Source organism: Phreatobacter sp. (genome assembly GCF_022843985.1).
Lineage (GTDB): Bacteria > Pseudomonadota > Alphaproteobacteria > Rhizobiales > Phreatobacteraceae > Phreatobacter.
The window spans coordinates 1-14,933 of record NZ_JALHMP010000050.1 but is presented as its reverse complement, the minus strand read 5'-3'; the positions used below and the strand labels follow the sequence as shown (position 1 = coordinate 14,933).

The following is a 14,933-nucleotide window of genomic DNA, read 5'->3' as shown; positions in this document are numbered from 1 at the left end:
AAGGACGGCAACGCTGGTGGACCACTCCAGTCGGGCCTCCGGCCCTCCTTGCGTGGTCCACCAGCGTCAGACTCTCATCCTGATTGACGCGCCGTTCTCATCTTGATTGTCGCGGGACAGACTTCTCCACCTGCGCCTCTCGGGCGAGTTTGACCGTCTCTGATAGGTGCTGCCAGACAGGTGGATGACGTTGCCTCAGCGTCTGCTCATCGGTCCCGTTAACGTCGATTACCAGTAGTCCCCGCGAATGCTCGGCAAGGTCTCGGCCATTGGCAAAGTCCCTCAGATATTGGCTTCGCGGGGCCCACAAGCCCAATGCGGCAGCCTTCTGGGGAGTCACGATGAAGCCATCGCCGTGCAACTTCACCCCCATGTGGGCCAGCCCCGAGTTGGCATGAAGCCGGACCGTTGAAGTTATGTCGGCGCCGAGGGTGAGGTCTGGCAAGACCCGGCCAACTGAAGACCGAACGAGGATTGTAGGCCGGTCGGTGTCCAGACCGCTCTCATTGACGACTTCGGCAAGCTGTCCCTCTCGCTCACCCCGCTCTGCCACCGTCATCGCGATGCGGACGGCCGCCCGTTTGCCCGTGCTCTTGCCACTCTTGACCCATGGGTGGTCCGGAACGGCGAACAGGAGCGAGATTGGGTTCTTCGCGGCCTTCAGGTGCTTCTCAAGCACCCTTCGCGAGAACTTCTGGGTCAGCGAGTTGGTGGTGATGAACCCGAAGCGACGGAGGCGGGTGCCCTTGGCCCGCAGCATGGTCGCGGCCATGTCCCACCAGTACATGACGAAGTCGATGGAGTCGGTCTTCTTGCCCCGGGACTTCCACAGAGCCTCGGCATAGCCGTCCCCAAGCTCCGCACGGATGTCCTTGCCCCCGATGAAGGGCGGGTTGCCCACGATGAAGTCCACCATCGGCCACTTGGCGGGCCTCGGGTTCACGAGGCGGTGCACCTCCAGCCGCGCATCCGGATCAGGGATCACCTCACCGGTGATGGGGTGGAGCTTCGTTGCCTGCGGGTCCGCACGGGTCACAGGCCGTCCGCTCTCGTCCTTCAACAGTTCCTCCCGGTCGAAGGCCAGGACAGCGTCTGCCACCTTGATGGTGCCGAAGTCTTTGAGGATGGGTTCCTGAATGACGGCCCGCTCCCGGGTGCGGAACCACCACTGAATGAAGCCGATCCAGAGGACCAGCTCGGCAATGGGGACAGCCCGGGGGTTCTTTTCGATGCCGAGAAACTGGTGGGGGTCTATGGTCCGTAGCGGCTCGTTCGGTTCTCCCAGCTCCTTCAGGAAGTCCAGCACCTCGCCTTCGAGACGCTTCATCAGCTCCAGCGCCACGTACAGGAAGTTCCCCGTGCCGCAGGCAGGGTCGAGAACGAGCGTGTCACAGAGGCGGTCATGGAACCGCTTCACCGCCTCACGGGCTGCGGGGGCCTCGCCTTCGAGGAACTTGCCGATGGCCTCGCTCTGGACGATGTCCCAGTCCTCACGCAGCGGCTCCACGATGGTGGGCACCACGAGGCGCTCGACATAGGCCCGGGGCGTGTAATGGGCTCCGAGGCTCGACCGTTCCCGGTCTGAGAGTGCCTGCTCCAGCAGCGTGCCGAAGATGGCGGGCTCGACGTTCTTCCAGTCACGGCGGGCCGCCTGCTCCAGAAGGCCAAGCTCGTCCTCGGTGATGGGGACCGAGATGGCCTCGCGGAACAGGCCGCCGTTGAACCTGCGGATGTCGGCTTGGATGGCCGGGAGGTGGCCACCCTTGTCCATCTTGTCGAAGAAGTCGTTGGCCGCGTGGTGGAACCGGTCTGCCCTGCCTTTGTACATCTCGATGAGCTTGAGGAAGCCACCGGCTGGCAACAAGCCGATGTCCTCTGCGAACATGGCGAAGATGCACCGCATGAGGAACTTCGAGATGCGGTAGGCATGCTCCGCTTTCTGGGTCGGGTCCTCCAGCTTGGCCCGCGCCTCCAGCGACTGAGTCATCTTGGCGAGGAGGGAGGCGATGCCCTGCGTGACCTCGGCGGCCCGGGTGGCGGGGTCGAGGCTGAGGGGATCTGTCCAGATGTCCCTGAGACGGTCGCGAACCTCCTCCCTCTGGAGGTCGTCCATCGTGATGCGGAACTCGTTCCGGTTGGGGAACTGGGCGTAGTTCTTTCCCTGCCGCGAGAAGTCCGCATAGACCTCGATGGCGTGACCTACGTCCACGACGATGATGAAGGGCGGCCACTCGTCCAGTGCCCGGGCATAGTCCTCCGCCTGACGCTTGGCGGACCGCATAAGTACGTCCCATGAGGACGCCACCGCCTTGGCCCGGGGCCGCTCCTTCACTGCAACAGCACCACCATCGGCCTCCAGCATGAAGGAGAACTGGTCGTAGGTGTCACCACCCTTCTGCCGCTTGGTGGACTGCTTGGCCTCCAGCACGAACGAACCCTTGCGGTACAGGTCGATGCGGCCGGGAGAAGTGGAACCGTCCTCGTAACGGAACCTGACGGCACGCTCGAAGCAGTAGTCCTCGGCAGGCAGGCCCTTCTCGCGATGGTCGTGTGGTTGGTCCACTCCGATGAGGCGGCACAGCTCGTTCAAGAACGTCTGTGCATCCCCCCTCTCAGTCCCCGCTGCACCCTTCCACCTCCCGATGAAGCGGGAGGGCTCGAACGGGTCGCTACCTGAGGTTGGCGGAGGGGTCATGCAGGGCAAGCTACCGGCAGGCGACGGGTACCGACAAGGTGACCGAACCGCCTTAATGGTCCGTGATGGGGCGCATCAGCGGGTGATGGAGCGGGTCCGTCTCCGGGCATCACATCGGGCATGGGTCGACTGGCGTACATCACCGCGTCACCAGCATCGGTGGCGGGGCTTGCCGAAGGCACACGGGGGAGGTACACAAGAGCCCGAAGCGGCCTGCGAGGGCCATTGAAATTGCTCGGGAAATCGCTCGTATCGGCCAGTCCTCTTCTGGGCACCAATTTCCTGTTTCAGACGATCCGAGATCGTCCAGAAACCCGCAGAAAAGCCCGGTTCGCCGGGCTTTTTTGTTGGCTGGTAATCCGGTGTTCACGGCCTGGACGACCTTCCACGACCTCGCGTCCGGCGGCGGAAGGAATTCCAGCGCCCCCGATACGACAGAGGGCGCCGGCACAATGCCCCGCCCATCGCGCCGGCATCAACTGTGCTGCGCAGGGTCAGGACCCCGCCGTCGCTCCCGTGGCCGGACAGGCTCGCTCTGGCGTGACTGCGCTACGGCGCCGGACCGGAAGGGATTCCAAGCCGGTGAAGCGCCGGCGGCAGCTGGCCTTGGCCCCGTCCGCTGCGCCCTGTCAGGGAACCAATCTGATGCCCGCAGGTTGTTCCCGACAAGACCACCCACGAGGACCCCATGAAACTGATCGCCCTTGGCGCCCTTGCCGCCACCCTGCTCTTCTCTGCACCGACCTTTGCCCAGGACCTGCGTATCCGCGCCGGCGAGGGCGGTATTTCGGTGCGGTCAGGCGACGACCGGCGCGACGACCGCCGCAGCTACCGGCGTGATCGCGGCCCGGACCGGGTCATCATCCGCGAGCGGCGCTCGGAGCGTTTCAACCGTGGCCGCGAGCGCTGCCGCGACGTGACGGTGCGCACGCAGCGTCCGAACGGCACGATCATCATCCGCCGCGAGCGTCGCTGCGGCTGACCGCGCGCGACACCAGCCGTCCCGGGAAAGGCGCCGCCGCCAGCGGCGCCTTTTGCGTCGGGCGACAGCGGCGCTGGCCGGTTGGTCAGCTGCCGGAAATGCGCTCGATATCGGCGCCCACGGCAGCGAGCTTGGTCTCCAGCCGCTCGAAACCGCGGTCGAGGTGATAGACGCGGTTCACCGTGGTTTCGCCCTGGGCGGCCAGTGCCGCGATGACCAGCGACACCGAGGCCCGCAGGTCGGTGGCCATGACCGGCGCGCCCTTCAGCGTGTCGACGCCCTCGATGGTCGCCGTCTGGCCGTCGAGCTGGATATGGGCGCCGAGGCGGGCGAGCTCCTGCACATGCATGAAGCGGTTCTCGAAGATCGTCTCGGTGATGTGGGAGGTGCCCTTGGCCCGGGTCATCAGGCCCATGAGCTGGGCCTGCAGGTCGGTGGGGAAGCCCGGATAGGGGTCGGTGGTGACGTTGACCGGCGACAGGCCATGGCCGTTGCGCTTCACCCGGATCCCCTCGTTGGTCGAGGAGATCTCGGCGCCGGCCTCCACCAGCACGTCGAGGGCGGCCTGCAACAGTTCGGGCCGGGCGCCCTCCAGCAGAACATCGCCGCCGGCCATGGCGACGCACATGGCATAGGTGCCGGTCTCGATGCGGTCGGCCACCACGGCATGATGCGCGCCGCGCAGGCGCGGCACGCCGGTGACCTCGATCGTGGCCGTGCCGTGGCCCTTGATGCGGGCGCCCATCTTGATGAGGCAGTCGGCGAGGTCGACGATCTCGGGCTCGCGGGCGGCGTTGTGGATGACCGTGGTGCCCTCGGCGAGGGAGGCCGCCATCAGCGCCACGTGGGTGCCGCCGACCGTGACCTTGCCAAAGTCGATCTCGGCGCCCCTCAGGCCCTTGTCGGCGGAGACCACCGCATAGCCGGCGTCGATGTCGATGGTTGCGCCGAGGCGCTCCAGCGCCATGAGCAGCAGGTCCACCGGGCGCGTGCCGATGGCACAGCCGCCGGGCAGCGAGACCTTGGCGCGGCCCATGCGGGCGACAAGCGGCGCGATGACCCAGAAGCTCGCCCGCATGGTGGAGACGAGCTCATAGGGCGCCGTGGTGTCGACGATGGAGCGGGCGTTGAGGCGGACGGTCTGGCCGGTCAGCACCTCGTCGCCGTTGCGCTTGCCGGCGATGGTGACGTCGACGCCATGATTGCCGAGGATGCGGGCAAGGTTCGAGACGTCGGAGAGGCGCGGCACATTGGCCAGCGTCAGCTCGTCCTCGGTCAGCAGCGAGGCGATCATCAGCGGCAGCGCGGCGTTCTTGGCGCCCGAGATCGGGATGGTGCCGTGAAGCGGGCGTCCACCCGTGATGCGGATGCGGTCCATGCGGAACTCCTCGGAGGGAGGGCTGGCCTCGACTGGGCGCCCGACGTCGAATCGCCCGGCAGCGTTGCAGAACCTTGCCGCCCGGCGGGGGCCTTCGTCTAGCCGACCAAAGGAGGCGAAACAAGGAAGGCGACGCGGCGGAATTCCGCCTGGCCGTTCAGCCCGCCTCGTCCTCGTTCGCGGCACGGCCCCGCGCCTGGTCCTTGCGGCGCCTGAGATTGGCCTTGAGCTGGGCCGCGAGGCGTTCGGCGCGGGTATCCCTGGGCTTCGGGCCTGCTCCCGAAACCACCCTCTGCTGCCGTCCCGCCTCGTCCGCATCCCCGGCCATGGCCGCTCCCTGTCCGCCCGTCATCCGGGCCGCGACGATGCCGCGCCGCAGGGCGGCGCGCAACGCGCCCGTCGCCGCCGGCCAGCAAATCGCAGCCCCGCCCTTGCATCGCGCCGCACCCTGTGGCAGGGAAGCGTCCCGTTCGCACCGCGCATCGTTTCGCGCCTCCGGTGCCCTCGCTGCGGTAGCTCAGTGGTAGAGCACTCCCTTGGTAAGGGAGAGGTCGAGAGTTCAATCCTCTCTCGCAGCACCATCTTCCTTCCCTGCTCCTCGTCCCCCGTTATTGCCCGCCCTACCGCCGCCGTTCCAGGCTCTTCAGGAAGGCGATGAAATCCTCGATCTGGTCGGGGTCGAAGCGGAATTGCGGCATGGAGGGGTGGCCGGTCATGATGCCCTCGGCGAGGGCCTCGGAGAGGCTCTCCACCGGGTAGTTGCGATGGAGGTCGCGGAAGGGCGGGGCGATGGTCAGCGGGCTCGGCGAGGACCGGTCGATGGCGTGGCAGGTGGCGCAATGGGTGCGGGCCAGCGTCTGCCCGCGCTGGATACTGGCGGCCGCGGCCGGCGCCGGGAGACCCGCCAGACAGGCGGCGAGACCGGCGGCAAGGGCCAGGGAGCGGCCCTCATGGGATCGGCTCGTGCTCGACATGGCGGCGCCTCCGGCGTTCCGGTGCGGCGCGGTCCGCTGCGCAGGATGCACCAGCGGGAGCCCGGGCCGTCTCCGCCGCATTGACGCCGAAGGAGCCGGACCCGGCCTTGTTCTCGATCAAGCGCCAACCCGGAAAGGCGACCGCACCCGTCAGGTCCGTTCGAGTCTGGCCGCCTTGGCCGGGTCGAACCACCAGGTCGCCGGCACGCCGCGGCTGTATTTCGGCTTGGCCGCGGGATAGCCGAACTGGTCCCAATAGGCGATCCAGTGGGAGGCCTTGTACCAGTTGGGCACCCAGTAGCGCCCCGAGCGCAGCACGCGGTCGAGGCAGAGGCAGAGTGTCGTCAGTTCGGGGCGGGTATTCACCGCCAGGATCTTGGCGATCAGCGCGTCGACAACGGGGTCGGCGATACCCGCGAGGTTCTGCGAACCCGGCTGTTTGCCGCTCTCCGAGCCGAAGAAGGTGCGCAGCGATTCGCCGGGGGTGAGGGAGAGCGAGTAGCGGCGGATGGTCAGGTCGAAGTCATAGTCCTTGAGGCGCGACTGGTACTGGGCCGAATCGACCCGCCGGATGGCGGCCTCGATGCCGAGGCGCCGGAGGTTGGCGACGAAGGGCTGGGTGTGGCGCTCGAGCGAATTGTCGAAGTCGAGGAATTCCACGGTCATCGGCCTGCCGGCGGGGTCGAGCAGGCGGTTGTCCCGCAGGGTGAAGCCGGCTTCGCGCAGCAATTGCGTGGCGCGGCGCAGCAGGTTGCGGTCCTGGCCGGAGGCGTTGGAGACCGGCGGCACATAGGGCTCGTCGAAGACCTCGTCGGGCACCTTGCCGCGGAAGGGCTCGAGGATGGCGAGTTCCTCCGGCGAGGGCTTGCCGACCGCCATCATCGGCGAGTTCTGGAAGAAGGAATGGGTGCGCCTGTAGCTGTCGAACATGACGTTCTTGTTCGTCCATTCGAAGTCGAAGGCGAGGCCGATCGCCTCGCGCAGCTTCGGATGGGCGAATTTCTCGCGCCTTGTGTTGATGAACCAGCCCTGCGCGCCGGACGGCGTCTCGTCCGGCACCTCGCGGCGGACGACGCGGCCGTCCCTGGCGGCGGGAAAGTCATATTGCGTTGCCCAGGCGCGCGAGGTGAACTCCTCGCGGAACGTGTAGGTGCGGCTCTTGAAGGCCTCGAAGGCGACGTCGCGGTCGCGGAAGAATTCGAGGCGGATGACGTCGAAATTGTTCTGGCCGACGGAAACGGGCAGCCTCTCGCCCCACCAGTCGCGGACACGCTCATATTCGATGAAGCGGCCGGCCTCGAAACGGCCGACCTTGTAGGCGGCCGAGCCCAGCGGGACGTCCATGGTGGAGGCCTCGAAGTCGCGGTTGGCGTACCAGGCCTTCGACAGGATCGGCAGGCCGGCGACGGTCAGCGGCAGCGAGCGCGAGCGGCCCCGGGCGAAGCTGACGGCGACGAGGCGCGGATTGTCGGCGACCGCCCCCGCGACGTCGCGCAGCACGACGCGCAGCAGCGGGTGGCCCTTCTCCTTCAGCGTCAGGATCGACCAGGCGACGTCCTCCGCCGTGATCGGCGTGCCGTCGTGGAAGGTGGCGCCGGCGCGCAGGGTGAACCGGTAGGTCAGCCCGTCGGCAGACATGGCGACCTTTTCGGCGGCGAGCCCATACATGGAATCGGGTTCGTCGCCGCCACCGGTCATGAGGGTGGCGAAGATGTCGTCGAGGCCGGGCGGCGCGTCGCCGCGCAGCACCAGCGTGTTCATGGTGTTGAAGGTCGTCGGGTTCTGGTTGAAGGACCAGGTCGAGGCGGTGTGAATGAAGGTGCCGCCCTTGGGCGCATCCGGGTTCACATAGTCGAAGCGGGGAAAGTCCGCCGGATATTTCAGGTCGCCGAAATAGGAGAGGCCGTGGCTCTCGGTAGCGGTCTGGGCATGGGCGCCACGGCCGAGAAGGCCCGCTCCGGCGCCGGCTGCGGCGAGGGTCAGAACGGTGCGGCGGGAGAGGCGCGGCATGGCGGGGATCCTCGCGATCGAACAGTCGGGAAAGGGTAGAGGCTCGGCGCCGCCTGTCAAAGCCCGTGGCCGGCCCCGCCGCCCGCCACATCAGGCAAGCGGCAACACGTTCGTGTGTTTGACCTGGGCGAGGGCGAAGGAGGATTCGATGGAGGCGATGCCGTCGAGCCGCGTCAGCCGCGCCTTGAGAAAGCGCTCATAGGCCGGCAGGTCGGCGCAGACGACGCGCATGAGATAGTCGCGCTGGCCAGTCATCAGATAGCATTCCATCACCTCCGGCCAGCGCGCCACAGCCTCGGCGAAGCGGTCGAGGTCCTCCTCGCGCTGGCGCTCCAGCTTGATCGAGATGAAGACACTGACCGGCAGGTCCACCGCCTTCTGGTCGACGACGGCGACATAGCCGCCGATGATGCCTGCCTCCTCCAGCCGCCGCAGGCGCCGGAGGCACGGGGTCGGCGACAGGCCGACCTTTTCGGCCAGGGCCTGGTTGGTCATCCGGCCGTCGCGCTGCAGTTCCGCGAGGATGCGACGGTCGATGGCGTCGAGCCTGATCATGAGCAGAACCTGTCGATCTGAGCGATCATCGTAGCAGATGCTGCTCTTTGTGTCGTTGCTGTCAGGTGTTTTTTAGCAGGAGGCTGCCGGCCAGTTTCGGCATCATGGCGGTCCCCAAGGGAAGCTCCCCACCATGACCGACCGTCTTGCCGCTCTCGCCGCGCTGGAACAGAAGATCCTCTGGCTCGCCTCCTGGACGATCCACAATGCCAACCACCTGCGCGCCAGTGCCGACGGGCTGAAGGTTGGCGGACACCAGGCGTCGTCGGCCTCGCTGGCGACGATCATGACGGCGCTCTATTTCGCCGTGCTGCGGCCGGAGGACCGGGTGGCGGTGAAGCCGCATGCGAGCCCGAACTTCCACGCGATCCAGTATCTCCTTGGACAGCAGACGCGCGAGAAACTGGAGAATTTCCGCGGCTTCAAGGGGGCGCAAAGCTATCCCTCGCGCACCAAGGACATCGACGACGTCGACTTCTCCACCGGCTCGGTCGGGCTGGGCGTGGCGCAGACGCTGTTCTCCTCCCTCGCCCAGGACTATGTGCGCGCCCATGGCTGGGGGCTCGACCGGCCGGAGGGCCGCATGGTCGCGCTGATCGGCGATGCCGAGATGGACGAGGGCAATATCTACGAGGCGCTGATCGAGGGCTGGAAACACGGCCTCAGGAACACCTGGTGGGTGGTGGACTACAACCGCCAGAGCCTCGACGCCGTGGTGCGCGAGGGGCTGTGGGAGCGTTTCGAGGCCATGTTCCGCAATTTCGGCTGGGACGTGGTGATCCTCAAATATGGCAAGCTGCTGGAAGCGGCCTTCGCCGAGCCCGGCGGCGCGGCGCTCCGGCGCTGGATCGACACCTGCCCGAACCAACTCTATGCGGCGCTCTGCTACCAGGGCGGGGCGGCCTGGCGGAAGAGGCTGGAGGACGATATCGGCGACCAGGGCGCGGTCTCTGCCCTGATCGGCCGGCGCTCCGACGGCGACCTGGCGCGGCTGATGACCAATCTCGCCGGCCACGACATGCCCTCGCTGCTCGACGCTTTCGAGGGCATCGACCACGATCGCCCCGTCTGCTTCATCGCCTATACGATCAAGGGCTTCGGCCTGCCCTTCCAGGGCCACAAGGACAACCATGCCGGCCTGATGACGCCGGCGCAGATGGAGGCCTTCCGCGCCGCCATGAACGTCCGGCCGGGCCATGAATGGGAGCGCTTCGAGGGGCTTGGTGTGCCGGCGACGACGCTGGAGGGCTTTCTGAAGACCGTGCCTTTCGCGTCGAAGGGGCGGCGGCGCTATACCGGGGCGAAACTGCCGATCCCGGAGCGGCTGGCGGTGCCGATGCAGCCGGTGATGGCTACACAGCAGGGCTTCGGCCTGATCCTCAACGAGATCGCCCGCGGCCAGGAGCCCTTCGCCGAGCGCATCGTCACCTGTTCGCCGGATGTCACGGTCTCGACCAATCTCGGCGCCTTCGTCAACCGGCGCGGCCTCTTCGCCCGCGAGAGCCTGGCGGATACGTTCAAGCAGGAGCGCATTCCCTCCACCTTCACCTGGGACTTCTCCCCGCAGGGCCAGCATATCGAGCTCGGCATTGCCGAGATGAACCTGTTCATCCTCCTGTCGGCGCTCGGCCTGACCCATTCCATCCACGGCGAGCGGCTCCTGCCGGTGGGCACGCTCTATGATCCCTTCATCCAGCGCGGCCTCGATGCGCTGAATTATGCCTGCTACCAGGACGCCCGCTTCATGCTGGTGGCGACGCCGTCGGGCGTCACGCTGGCGCCGGAGGGCGGCGCCCACCAGTCGATCGGCACGCCGCTGATCGGCATGGCGCAGGACGGGCTGGCAGCCTTCGAACCGGCCTTCGTCGACGAGCTCGCCGCCATCATGCGGTTCGGATTCGACTATATGCAGCGCGACGGCGAGGGTGACCGCGACGAGGAGACCTGGCTGCGCGACGAGACCGGCGGTTCGGTCTATCTCCGCCTGTCGACGCGCAGCATCGACCAGCCGCAGCGGGTCATGGATGCAGGCCTGTCCGCCGACATCATCAATGGCGGCTACTGGCTGCGTCGTCCGGGGCCCAATGCCGGCGTGGCCCTCGCCTATATGGGCGCGACCGCCCCGGAGGCTATCGCCGCCGCCGGCCTGCTGGCCGAGACACACCGCGATGTCGGCGTGCTCGCGGTCACCTCGGCGGACCGGCTCAATGCCGGCTGGACCGCGGCGGAACGGGCACGTCAGCGCGGCCATCACGACGCGACCAGCCATGTGGAGCGGTTGATCGGCGGCCTCTCGCGCGATTGCGGCCTGGTCACCGTCGTCGACGGCCACCCGGCGACGCTGGCCTGGCTCGGGGCGGTGCAGGGCCACCGGGTCAAGTCGCTGGGCGTCGAGCATTTCGGCCAGACCGGCACGGTGGGCGACCTCTACCGCCATCACGGCATCGACACCAACGCCATCCTCCATGCGGCGCAAGCGATCCTCGGCAAGCGCCCCGTCCGGTACCTCTCGGCGCTGGCCTGAGGCGTCCCGGCGGGGGACGGAAACGTTAACGCCCGGAGCCACCCCGCCAACGGATGGCGCTCCCGCGGCGGGCCACGGGCGGCCCAAAGCGGCAGAGGCGCCGCGGACGAAGCGGGAACACGACCATGCTCCTGATTCGGGCGCGATTCGTTCGCCGGCTGATCCCGGGATTAACAACCCGGCGTCCCGGGGCCCGTCTCGCGTGGCGACGGCGGTGCGGCGGAGGCGCGGCGACGGACCCCCGGCGCCGTTTCCGCTGCCCCGAAACGACACGCCACGGTTAAGGCTTGGCGGACGCCCCAGCGGCTTCGCGGATCCAGGCGGTCACTGCCTCGAGCCCAACTGCGGCGAAAGCGGCTCCCGGGGGCCGGAACGAAAAACGATCCGACCGATGTCCGTGATTCGGACGGGTTTCGTTCCCGCCCTGGTCCGACGGTTAACGCCGCCGCGCTCAACTGCGGCCGGGTCGCACCGGCGGCATCACCAGCTGGTCACGGCGGCAGGCCCGGCGGTCGACCTCCTGGCAGGCGGTGAAGTTCATGTCGCGGCCGATGCAGATGCGCACCTCGCGCAGCCGGCGCTGGTCGCACTGCACCGCGATCATCTCGCGGGTGAGGCCGGGATTGACGCGCACGAAGGCCTCCTCCACCTCGTCCGGCGTGACCATGCGCGGCTCGGCAATGGTCTCGTATTCGGCGGGGATGCGCACCTTGGCGCGGGCCTGCCGCACCTGGGTGAAATAGGCGGCGGCCGAACGGGCGCCGGAGCAGGTGCCGTGTTTCGACCACTGGTGCCGGACGAGGCCCGGCGCCGGCATGATGTCGAGCATGGCGGAGACGGTGCGGTTCTCCAGCACGGGCGCCGGCACCTGGCAATATTCCGGAAAGCCGCGGTGGAACTGCGGCCAGAGGCCGTGGACGACGAAATGGAAGGGTCGGTCGCCGGCACATTGCATGGAGCGCGACGTGCGCTCGCTCGTCGCCTCGCAGAAGGAGGGCGACCAGGACAGGGCCAGGACATAGAAATCGTATTCGCCGGGCGGTGCACCCGGCCGGGCCTGCGCCAGGGCGGGCGGCGCGGCCACCAGCACGGAGAGGAGCACCGCGGCGGCGGTGGCGCGACACCATGCGAGACACGAACCTGCAAGACCAGAACCTGCAAGACCAGAACCTGCAAGACCAGAACCTGCGCGCATGCGGGTCATCATGGGCACCCTCCCCCTCCCGGCTGATCGAGTTAGCCGAGGGACATCGAACAAATCAAGAACAAAGAGCGGGACTGGTAGTTGTCCGGATCAGCGCCGCGCCATGCGGCAGGCCGGATCGAAGCTGCGGCCGCGGTCGAGGCCGTGGACACACCATTCGACGCCCCAGGTGGCGCCGATCGTGCCCTGGTCCTCAAGGATCGCATAGCTGACGGTGCGGACGCGGCCGTCAGAGAGCAGGGCACGCGCCGTGCAATAGCGGCGCGGGATGAGGTTCTGGCCATGCGGGTTGGTCGCCACCAGCCGGACCCGGTCGAAGCCACGGATCCCGAGGGACGAGTTCCAGAACTGCGCCTCCTTCTCAGCGAAGGTTTCCTGGATCCGCTCCAGGGCCAGGCCGGAATCGCAGGGCAGCAGCCGGTTCTGGAAACGCGGGTCACGGAACAGGGCGACGCCGACCGGTCCGCGCAGCCGCAGGTCCTGCACCACCGCGCCGGGATAGGCGGCGCCCGGCACCCGGCCCGTCGTATAGGTCGAGCCAGCGAGCCCGCGCGGTCCGCCATCATCGCCGAGGACGGTCTGCGCCTGCGCGGCCGGAGCGGCGCAGAGGACGGCGAGGGCGAGGGCGAAAAGGCGGTTCCGCATGGGCTGCTCTTCCGGATCGGCGGGATGACGACCGGACGATCCATCCGGCGCGGTCGCCGGTCAAGAGCGCAGGGGCCACAGCCCCGGCGAAATCGGCGTGCCCTGGCCCTCAGGGGCGGCGGATGCGGACATAGAGCGCGCCGGTACCGCCATGGCCGGCGGCGGCCTCCTCGAAGCCGATGACCAGCGCCCGCATGTCGGGAAGGGCCAGCCATTGCGGCACCACCCGGCGCAGCACACCGCGGCTGGCATAGGGATCGGGGCGGAAGGCCTCTTCATCGAGCTCGCGCAGGCGCTTCGGCGCGCCCTTGCCGGTGATGACGATGACGAGGCCGTGGCCGGCCGCCTGGGACTGGCGCAGGAAGGCCATCAGCCGGCGATGGGCGGCCTCCTGGGTCAGGCCGTGCAGGTCGATGCGCGCATCGGCGTCGCGGCGGCCGCGTGAGAGCTTGCGCTTCAGGCCCTTCTCCAGCGCCGCCAGCGGCGGCGGCGGCGGAAGGGCCGGGACGATGGAGCGCGGCGCAGCAGGGGCGCGGGCAGGCTTGGCCGCCGGCGGCGCGGGGACCGGTTCCGGCTCTTCGGGCAGGGCAAGGGCGCGGGCGGGATCGAGCGGCTTCACGCTCGCCGCCACATGGGTCCAGAGCCGGCGATCCTCGGGCGACAGGTGCCGCGGGCGGCGGCTCACGGCCTCGCCTCCGGCCGCGGCTCGGGCACAGGCACCGCAGCGGCCTCGGGCGCCAGCGCCTTCGGCAGCAGCACGAACCAGTCGGCGCGGTGGCGGATGCGCCCGGCCGTCGACCCCGCCTCGACACCGGTGCCGAGATAGAGGTCGCCGCGGGCCGGGCCGACAATGGCCGAGCCGGTGTCCTGCATCACCATCAGGCGGCGGAAGGGCTCGCCGCTTTCCGTCTGGCCGGTCGGGAGCAGGGCGCTGATGAAGACCGGCGTGCCATAGGCATGGACATTGCGGTCGACGGCAATGGTCCGCCAGTCGGAGACCGGCACGCCCTGGGCGCCGATCGGGCCGTCTTCGGCGGCGAGTTCGCTCTTGACGCGGAAGAATACATAGGAGCGGTTCTGCCAGCGCACGTCGCGGGCGGCTTCTGGATTCTCGGCCATCCAGGTGCGGATGAAGTCCATCGACATCTGCTCGCGGGTGGCGAGGCCCCGCTCGATCATGACGCGGCCGACGGGCACGTAGCGATGGCCGTTATGGGCGGCATAGCCAATGCGCAGGGTGCTGCCGTCAGGAAAGCGCAGCCGGGCCGAGCCCTGGATCTGCGTGAACATGACGTCGGTCTGGTCGCGGGCCCAGGCGATCTCGAGGCCGCGGCCGTCGAGGGCGCCCTGCTCGATCTCGCCACGGTCGAAATAGGGCAGGAAGCGCCCGCCGACCCAGCGACCGGCACCGGAGCGGGCGTCGAAGCCCGCAGTGCTGCCGCGGGCTGACGTGAGGTCGTCAGGCCGTAGCAGGAAAGGTGCCGAGAAGACCGTGGTGCGCTCGCGCGAGGCCAGAACCTCCGGCTCGTAATAGCCGGTGAGGAAGCCGTCCTCCTCGAACCTGTCAGCGAAACGGGCGAAGCGGACGGGGCGGAACTCGGCCTCGAAGAAGGCGCGCGCCGCCTCCACCGGGACAGGATCGGCGAGGGCCAGCGCCCGCGGGCAGATGTCGCGCAGGGCGCGCCAGATGTCGGGGGCCGCCCGCGGCGCCGCCCGCGCCGCAAGGATCGGCCGGCAGGACTGGCGGAAGGCCGCGAGCGTCCGGTCCTGGCGGTCCTCGGCCCAGCCCGGAAGGGCGGCGAAGGCGACCGGTTCGCTCCAGGTGCCGGGAAAGACGAAGGGAAAGCCGGAAGCATGGGGCGGCGGCAGCGTGAAGGGCCCCCCGGCGACATCGGCGGGTGCTGCCTCCTCGGCGGCTGTCGCCGGCACCTGGGGGCCGGCGGGCGCGCCCCCGGAGGCGGCTTCG

The 14,933-nt window shown here is 68.5% G+C and carries 12 protein-coding genes and 1 tRNA gene; 3 read left to right on the top strand and 10 right to left on the bottom strand.

Annotation, left to right across the window (positions count from 1 at the left end; all coding sequences use genetic code 11):
• Positions 1–97 precede the first annotated feature (97 nt).
• Complete coding sequence (locus Q0C57_RS20950; RefSeq protein ID WP_296579849.1) at positions 98–2,695, bottom strand: DNA methyltransferase; 2,598 nt, start codon at positions 2,693–2,695, stop codon at positions 98–100.
• A gap of 688 nt (positions 2,696–3,383) precedes the next feature.
• On the opposite strand from Q0C57_RS20950, the gene Q0C57_RS20945 reads away from it, so the two are divergent.
• Entirely contained in the window at positions 3,384–3,677 is a 294-nt protein-coding gene (locus Q0C57_RS20945; protein WP_296579846.1) for a hypothetical protein, read from the top strand.
• A gap of 85 nt (positions 3,678–3,762) precedes the next feature.
• Here the strand turns inward: Q0C57_RS20945 and murA are convergent, their stop codons facing one another.
• Positions 3,763–5,055 (bottom strand): UDP-N-acetylglucosamine 1-carboxyvinyltransferase, encoded by a 1,293-nt coding sequence (murA, locus tag Q0C57_RS20940; protein ID WP_296579843.1) that lies wholly within the window; start codon positions 5,053–5,055, stop codon positions 3,763–3,765.
• Between the two features lie 157 nt (positions 5,056–5,212).
• The gene (locus Q0C57_RS20935; protein ID WP_296579842.1) at positions 5,213–5,383 is read right to left on the bottom strand and encodes a hypothetical protein; all 171 of its coding nucleotides are present in this window, start codon (positions 5,381–5,383) and stop codon (positions 5,213–5,215) included.
• A gap of 178 nt (positions 5,384–5,561) precedes the next feature.
• Here Q0C57_RS20935 and Q0C57_RS20930 point away from each other — a divergent pair.
• Positions 5,562–5,636 (top strand) — tRNA-Thr (locus Q0C57_RS20930).
• A 39-nt stretch (positions 5,637–5,675) separates the two neighbouring features.
• Here Q0C57_RS20930 and Q0C57_RS20925 read toward each other — a convergent pair.
• From Q0C57_RS20925 to Q0C57_RS20915, 3 genes are all read right to left on the bottom strand, one after another.
• On the bottom strand, positions 5,676–6,029 hold the full coding sequence (locus tag Q0C57_RS20925) for a cytochrome c (protein WP_296579839.1): 354 nt from the start codon (positions 6,027–6,029) through the stop codon (positions 5,676–5,678).
• Positions 6,030–6,179: 150 nt separating this feature from the next.
• Complete coding sequence (locus tag Q0C57_RS20920) at positions 6,180–8,039, bottom strand: extracellular solute-binding protein (protein ID WP_296579836.1); 1,860 nt, start codon at positions 8,037–8,039, stop codon at positions 6,180–6,182.
• A 90-nt stretch (positions 8,040–8,129) separates the two neighbouring features.
• The gene (locus tag Q0C57_RS20915) at positions 8,130–8,594 is read right to left on the bottom strand and encodes an Lrp/AsnC family transcriptional regulator (protein WP_296579834.1); all 465 of its coding nucleotides are present in this window, start codon (positions 8,592–8,594) and stop codon (positions 8,130–8,132) included.
• A gap of 133 nt (positions 8,595–8,727) precedes the next feature.
• On the opposite strand from Q0C57_RS20915, the gene Q0C57_RS20910 reads away from it, so the two are divergent.
• On the top strand, positions 8,728–11,118 hold the full coding sequence (locus Q0C57_RS20910) for a transketolase (protein WP_296579831.1): 2,391 nt from the start codon (positions 8,728–8,730) through the stop codon (positions 11,116–11,118).
• Positions 11,119–11,569: 451 nt separating this feature from the next.
• On the opposite strand, the gene Q0C57_RS20905 is transcribed toward Q0C57_RS20910, so the two are convergent.
• The 4 genes from Q0C57_RS20905 to Q0C57_RS20890 form a co-directional block, all read right to left on the bottom strand.
• Positions 11,570–12,208, bottom strand: coding sequence for a ribonuclease T2 (locus tag Q0C57_RS20905; RefSeq protein WP_296579829.1), 639 nt, complete (start codon positions 12,206–12,208; stop codon positions 11,570–11,572).
• Positions 12,209–12,412: 204 nt separating this feature from the next.
• On the bottom strand, positions 12,413–12,967 hold the full coding sequence (locus tag Q0C57_RS20900; protein WP_296579824.1) for a hypothetical protein: 555 nt from the start codon (positions 12,965–12,967) through the stop codon (positions 12,413–12,415).
• Between the two features lie 109 nt (positions 12,968–13,076).
• The gene (locus Q0C57_RS20895) at positions 13,077–13,652 is read right to left on the bottom strand and encodes a Smr/MutS family protein (RefSeq protein ID WP_296579821.1); all 576 of its coding nucleotides are present in this window, start codon (positions 13,650–13,652) and stop codon (positions 13,077–13,079) included.
• On the bottom strand, positions 13,649–14,933 hold a 1,285-nt coding region (locus Q0C57_RS20890), incomplete at its 5' end, for an MltA domain-containing protein (protein ID WP_296579818.1). The genes Q0C57_RS20890 and Q0C57_RS20895, both read right to left, overlap by 4 nt.